The sequence below is a fragment of the Streptosporangium sp. OZ121 genome (assembly GCF_051918885.1).
Taxonomy (GTDB): Bacteria; Actinomycetota; Actinomycetes; order Streptosporangiales; family Streptosporangiaceae; genus Streptosporangium.
Genome location: NZ_JBPXMC010000106.1, coordinates 1 through 649, shown reverse-complemented (window position 1 = coordinate 649; position 649 = coordinate 1). Strand labels below are relative to the sequence as shown.

Annotated in this window: 1 protein-coding gene; it reads left to right on the top strand. The window is 64.6% G+C overall.

The window, feature by feature from the left end; genetic code table 11:
* Positions 1–649 (top strand): hypothetical protein (locus tag ACTOQ1_RS42920; protein ID WP_440074385.1); only part of this gene is annotated, 649 nt, incomplete at both ends.

The following is a 649-nucleotide window of genomic DNA, read 5'->3' as shown; positions in this document are numbered from 1 at the left end:
CCGGCGCCCCCACCACCCACCCGGCCACCACCCCCGCCGCCCTGGCCTACCGCGCCGCCTACAACGTCAAAGACCTGGTCGGCGGCTTCGGCATGGGCGACATCGACATCCAGCTGGTGCCACCCGGCACGAAGAGCCGATACAGAGACTTGCTACGGACCATTGAGCTGGAGCGGGACCGGGCCGGCACCGGGGTGGCCGAGCACGAGGTGAGCCACGCCTTCATGCACCACCTGTACGACGAGAACTACTTCGATTTTTACTCCCCGAAATGCGGGGCCCATTACTTCATCGAGCCCTTCCCCGAGGCCAGCTGCGCTCTGTCAGAGGGTTTCGCGCACTGGCTGGCACTGGCCGCCGAGAACGGCCACGGTCGTAGCGGCAACGCTTACCTGCTCAACGGAAAGAACTCGTGGTTGAACCTCGAGCGCTGCGAGTTCAGTGATGGCGCCAGCAGCATCTTTTGTCAGAAGGGCGGCGAGAAGGTCGAAGGACGGATCGCCGGCGCCCTGTGGGATCTCTATGACTCGACCGAGGCCCTCTCACCGGTCAACGGTGGTTTCAGCGAGAACTCCAGCCACTCCCTGGCCACGATCGTCGAAACGTTCCGGCGGCACGAGCCGCTCACCTTCACCGAGTTCTGGAACGC